Raw genomic sequence first — 5,248 nt, 5'->3', positions numbered from 1 at the left:
GCGTGCGGTGCTGCGCGGCTAGGTGGATGCGCTCGCATTCGCTTTTATCGGCGGCTTTGTAGGAGTGTCCGTCGTGGGAGAACACGCCGCGGAATTCGATATTTTTGCAGCCTTTTATAAAATTTATAAACGCCGCGAAATCCTGCTTTTCCACGAAACCCGAGCGGTTTTCGCCCACTTCGATCTCGGCAAGCACGCAGGCCTTTGCGCCGCTGCGCTCAAAGGCGCGCTCTATCAGGCTCGCCTGCTCTATGCTATCGATGCCGAAGCTTAAGTTTATCCCTGCGCGCAAAAGCGCGATGATGCGCTGAAATTTTAGCTCGCCAACGATCTCGTTTGCGATAAATATATCTTTCAGCCCGTTTGCCGCCATGATCTCGGCCTCGCCCGTTTTGGCGACCGTGATGCCCGCAGCGCCGAGACTTTCTTGCAGCTTCGCGAAATAGGGCATTTTGTGCGTTTTAGTGTGCGGGTGCAGGCTCACGCCCGCGGCGTCTGCGTAGTTTTGCATCTTTTGCAGGTTGCGAAGCACGATCTCGCGATCAATCAGCAGCGCCGGCGTGTCGATCTCTGATACCCTCATAAGCTTCCTCCTCTTTAAATTTACGAAATTAATACAGCCGCGCTTAGTAGCTGCGCCCGTTTTGCGGCGGCGAAATTTTAAAATTTAGCGCCGCTTGCAAAGGGCGAAATTTACGCGCTTCTCGCAAAATATGGAATTTGCGCATCGTAAATTTATCACTGCTCGCGAAATAGTGGCTTGCTCACTGCAAATCGGCACCCTGCGCGAAGCGTCTGAATTCGGCGAGCAAATTTATGATTCTGCGCCGCATGTTTTCAAATCGCCGCCCGTGTTTTTTACTAAAGCTCGTTTTGCGCCGTATATTTTCGCACTGCTACCAGTTTCCGCAGCGGCACTTAATTTTAGCGCGCCTCGCCTCGCGATTTACTATTTTTTGTCTTGTAATACCTTGTCGCGCCACTTCGAGTTTGCTTTGTTGTCGGTCGCTACATCTTTGGATATCTCGGCCGCCGCTTCGAAATTTTTACTCACGCCCTCTTTGGAATTCTCGTATTTTAAGGCGTTTTTGCTTCTGATGCCGATGCTGCGTGCTTCGCTTGCGGCATCGATATTAGCGCCTAAAAAGATAAATTCCCAGTCGTATTTTTCCTGCTTGTCGCTAATCATCTTCTTAATCTGCGCTTTGGAGTATTCGCGGCTCGAGTTCTCCATCCCGTCGGTGATGATGACGAAAAGCACGCGATTGTTTTTGGCATAGATGTCAGGCACTCGCTCGATACGCGCTATCGTGCTGCCGATCGCATCTAGCAGCGCAGTATTGCCGCCGGCGTAGTACTCTTTGGACGTTAGGTTTTCGACCTTCGCAAGCGGCGTGCGGTCGTGGATGACGTTAAATTTCGTATCGAAAAGCACGGTCGTGACGCTAGCGTCGATGCCCTCTTTGCGCTCCTTTTCTATCATCGAGTTAAATCCGCCGATCGTGTCGCTCTCAAGCCCGCTCATCGAGCCCGATTTATCTAGGATCAGTACCAATTCCAGGTGATTTACGCCGTCTTTATGATCGGGCGGCGTGGCGAGCTCTACGCTTTTGGCAAACAATATGCTCGCAAGCGCGGCAACAAGAAGGATGATTTTTTTCATAGGGGCTCCTTTGTTAAAATTTCATTATTTTACTATTGTATCGCTTAAGCAATGAAATTTTATCGCTAAAGCTTCGCCGCACGCCTCTGCTGGGTAAATTTTAATACGAATTTTGTTGCGGAATTTTAACGTATCCTTGCGCACGGCGCCGCAAAGTTCGGTGTGACATAGAATTCTACGTGGCGCGGAATTTCGCTGTGGAATTTTAAAGGAGTAGAATTTTATGCAGCGTGGGATTTTACGACGCAAAATTCCACGCGGCATGGAAGTTATGGAATTTACGCCGCCGCAAAATCAAACGTCTGCGGATCTGCTCCGTTTCGCGCTGAGGTAGCTTCCGATCTCGCTTATCAAAACGCCTGCAAGGATGAGCGCCGCGCCTAAAATTTGCATCGCGCTTAGCCTTTCGCCGCCCACGAACCCCCCCATAACGCCCGCCGTTACGGGCTCAAGCGTGAAAAACAGAGCGGTTTTTACGGGCGTCGTGTATTTTTGCATCAAGGCCTGCGCAAAAAAGCCAAAAACCGTTCCCAGCAGGCAGATCACCGCCATCGCGACGAAAAAGCTTCTATCCATCACCGGCACGATGCTGACCCTCTCGAAAAAGATCGCCGCAAAGCAGCAAAGCACGCTTAGGCAGAGTATCTGTACGTAGGCGATGCCCGCTACGTCGCAGCTTTGCACGAAGCGGTTAGTCAGCACGATGTGAAACGAATACGCGCACGCGCAGACTAGCGCCAGCGCTTCGCCCTTGCCCAGGCCTAGCTGCGTGTCGCCGATGAGGTAGAGCCCAGCGATCGCAAGCGCGATGCCCGCGTAGGCGTAGGAGTAAATTTTGTGCCTAAACAGCGCCGCGGCGATGAAGGGCACGAGTGCGACGTTTAGGCCGATGATGAACGCTACGGAGGAGCTTTGCGCGAATTTAAAGGCGAAGGTCTGCGACGTAAAGCCTGCGAATAAAAACAGGCTAAGCACCGCGCCGTGCTTGATCTCGCGCGAAGTTATGGCTTTGAGCTTCGGGAAAAATATCGCGCCTGCGATGATGCTCGCGGCGAAAAAGCGCCAAAATAGCAGCACGAAGACGTTGTTGCTCGCAAGCGCCTGCGAGGTGGGCAGATACCCGAGCCCAAAAGCGATCGCCACGAAGAGCATTCCGATGTCGGCTCTGAATTCCAAACTTTTATTCATCTGCGTCCTTTTTGAAAATTTAAAGTCGTAATTTTACGAAATTTTAGGTAAAAAATAGGCTAAATTTTGACGATTTTGACGGAGCGGTTTGGAATTTTTGTTTTTAAGATCGTGAGTTAAATTTTAGCGCCCGGCTCGTTTTAAGCTTTCGGCTCGTCTTTTTGGGCTTACGCGCACTTGTTGCCGCCGCTTCGCCGCAACTTATCATAAATTTTCATAGCTATTGCTCGCGCGTGGATAAATTTAAAATTTAATCGTCCGCGCCGCCTCTATCATTTTTTAGAATTTCTACGTTTGTGCGCTCATTCGCATCTTTTAAGCTTATAGTTTTTCTGAGCGCGGATTTAGGGGGGTCTTTGCCTCTTTTGATTTTATCATCTTATAGCGCCTATTTCTTATCTCTGCTTCGATAAATTTTATATCTTGCTGTGCGTATGGGAATGAGAGCGTAAAATTTTTGCCGCTTTGCCCGTCTTTTATTTTTAAAATCGGCATCTCGCCCCTCATCCCTTTTTCCATAAGGGCATTTTCTATATCGATCTTTGTGCTAAATTTAAACGATAAAAATCTCCACTCTTTCCTTACGGTGCGGCTGTCTATTATGACGCCCTTTTCAGATAACGGCAATATGGCAATTAGCATCATTGCAAGACCCATCGCGATCACGAGTGCGGTCTCGTCGCCGTCTCTTTGCATATACCCGCCTACGCATAGAGGATCGTTTGTATCAAAACATGCAACTTTACCTCCGCCTCTTGTTGTTTTTATCCAAGGCTCATCAAACGCTACTAGCGAACCCCAGGATAAAAATAGCACGATAAGTATAGTTTTGCTATGGGGCTAGGAGGTATGAGCCAGGCGCCCTTTTGCACGGTTTTATAAGAAGCGCTGCTTTTAAACAGAAAGTTTTTTAAACCGCAAAGTACAAATAGCACTACATTTGCAAAAAGCACAAAATACAAAAGCCTCATGCAGCTCCTTTCATTTCGGATATTTTACGACGATATATTTAAATTTAGGCATTTCGCTCGGCTGCTTTAGCTTTTGAAATTTCAGCGAGCTTTTCTAATATAAAATTTTGCAAAAAATCTATATCCTTTTGTGCATACAAAAATCCCGCCCCGAATTTAACACCGCTAATTTTGCCTCGTATGCTGATTATTTTTACGCCTCTTATAAACCCTATGGCGCATATCATTTCGTCAAAGCCTATCTTTTCCGTATGCCTAAACGGCAAAACCTCCCATTCTTTGCAGATGCCGCTTTTATCTATTCTGATTCCTTTTTGAATTAGCACGATAAATGAAAAAATTATGACGCAGACAGATATGATTTTACCGAGTATTAGTCTGGGCCCGCTTATTTGCAGATATCCATCCACGCATCTGGGATCGCCTTCTTCGAAGCATCTTAAATTTAAGCCCGCCGCTTTGTATTCTTGCGAGCAAATTTTATCGTGAGTGTAAAAGCAGGGTATCGGATTGCCGTTGTGTTTTGCTACGTGCGGGCTGGATAGAGTGACTACGCCGAAGCTTAAGCACATTATAAACATCTGCATTTTTAAGAGTGGATCGGTGGAGATAAACAGGGTTCCGTGATCTACGGTTTTGAATGATCTGTTTTTATCAAGCAATGAAACAAGAAGGCAAAAGCCTATCGTAACATAAAGGATTATCGAAGCAAACTCGGTTATACTTTGCGACATAATAATGACCTTGTTTTTTGGATTACGCAAGCTCGCGTCTTTGGCAATTTTAGCGCAAAATTTCTAAATTTACGAGATTTTAACTGCGCTTTTTACAAATCGTAATTAGAATTTTACTTCACCGGCGTGATCTTGTCGCACGAAAGGCGGATTAAATTTTTAGCTTTTAGATCTTGCAGCACGCGATTTATGACGTTGCGCGAGGTACCTAGGCGCTCCTGCGATGCCATAAAGCGCCTAAAATTTTGCGGCCTAAATCTTAATGATAATTATCTAAATATTTAAAATCGCACAATATAATTGCGAACCTCAATCAAATAAAGATTAAATTTATCTCGCAAGGATCTACAATGAGCTCGCTTTTGAAGCGCAATAAAATTTTGTTTAACGTCCATCTGATTTTGTCGATCGTTTTTTCTATCCCGCTGCTTATTATAGGCATTACAGGCGCGATTTTGTCGTATCAGCACGAGCTTGAGGCACTAATAAACGCAGACTCTAAAAAGGTCGAAAAAACGGGCGAGATGCAAAGCGTGGAGAAAATTCTGCAAAGCTTTAGCGAGCAAACAGGCGTTAAGCAGCCCGTAAGGCTCGTCGTGCCCAAAAGCGATGACGAAGCCTTCGTCATTTACACAAACAGAAATGATGCGTATTTGGTCGATCCGTACACTGCGCAGATCATCGGTAAGGAT

General features: G+C 46.6%; 6 protein-coding genes. 1 reads left to right on the top strand and 5 read right to left on the bottom strand.

Annotation, left to right across the window (positions count from 1 at the left end; translation table 11 throughout):
• The 5 genes from Q0256_RS08535 to Q0256_RS08515 all read right to left on the bottom strand — a co-directional run.
• On the bottom strand, positions 1 to 583 hold a 583-nt coding region (locus Q0256_RS08535; RefSeq protein WP_297962210.1), incomplete at its 3' end, for an alanine racemase.
• 366 nt (positions 584 to 949) lie between these two features.
• Positions 950 to 1,663 (bottom strand): vWA domain-containing protein, encoded by a 714-nt coding sequence (locus Q0256_RS08530; protein ID WP_297962208.1) that lies wholly within the window; start codon positions 1,661 to 1,663, stop codon positions 950 to 952.
• A gap of 294 nt (positions 1,664 to 1,957) precedes the next feature.
• Entirely contained in the window at positions 1,958 to 2,851 is an 894-nt protein-coding gene (locus tag Q0256_RS08525; protein ID WP_297962206.1) for a DMT family transporter, read from the bottom strand.
• A 321-nt stretch (positions 2,852 to 3,172) separates the two neighbouring features.
• The gene (locus tag Q0256_RS08520) at positions 3,173 to 3,547 is read right to left on the bottom strand and encodes a hypothetical protein (RefSeq protein WP_297962204.1); all 375 of its coding nucleotides are present in this window, start codon (positions 3,545 to 3,547) and stop codon (positions 3,173 to 3,175) included.
• Between the two features lie 319 nt (positions 3,548 to 3,866).
• Positions 3,867 to 4,556, bottom strand: coding sequence for a hypothetical protein (locus Q0256_RS08515; protein ID WP_297962202.1), 690 nt, complete (start codon positions 4,554 to 4,556; stop codon positions 3,867 to 3,869).
• 350 nt (positions 4,557 to 4,906) lie between these two features.
• Here Q0256_RS08515 and Q0256_RS08510 point away from each other — a divergent pair.
• Positions 4,907 to 5,248, top strand: a 342-nt coding sequence (locus tag Q0256_RS08510) for a PepSY-associated TM helix domain-containing protein (protein WP_297962200.1), incomplete at its 3' end; no start/stop codon positions are given.

It is taken from the genome of uncultured Campylobacter sp. (assembly GCF_937949835.1).
Lineage (GTDB): Bacteria > Campylobacterota > Campylobacteria > Campylobacterales > Campylobacteraceae > Campylobacter_B.
Note: the sequence above shows the minus strand (reverse complement) of the source record. Positions and strands in the feature narration are given on the sequence as shown.

Bases quoted from the DNA above. Each gene is read 5' to 3' on its own strand.
- Q0256_RS08515 (WP_297962202.1), bottom strand. From the start codon at position 4,556: ATGTCGCAAAGTATAACCGAGTTTGCTTCGATAATCCTTTATGTTACG.
- Q0256_RS08530 (WP_297962208.1), bottom strand. From the start codon at position 1,663: ATGAAAAAAATCATCCTTCTTGTTGCCGCGCTTGCGAGCATATTGTTT.
- Q0256_RS08520 (WP_297962204.1), bottom strand. From the start codon at position 3,547: ATGCAAAGAGACGGCGACGAGACCGCACTCGTGATCGCGATGGGTCTT.
- Q0256_RS08525 (WP_297962206.1), bottom strand. From the start codon at position 2,851: ATGAATAAAAGTTTGGAATTCAGAGCCGACATCGGAATGCTCTTCGTG.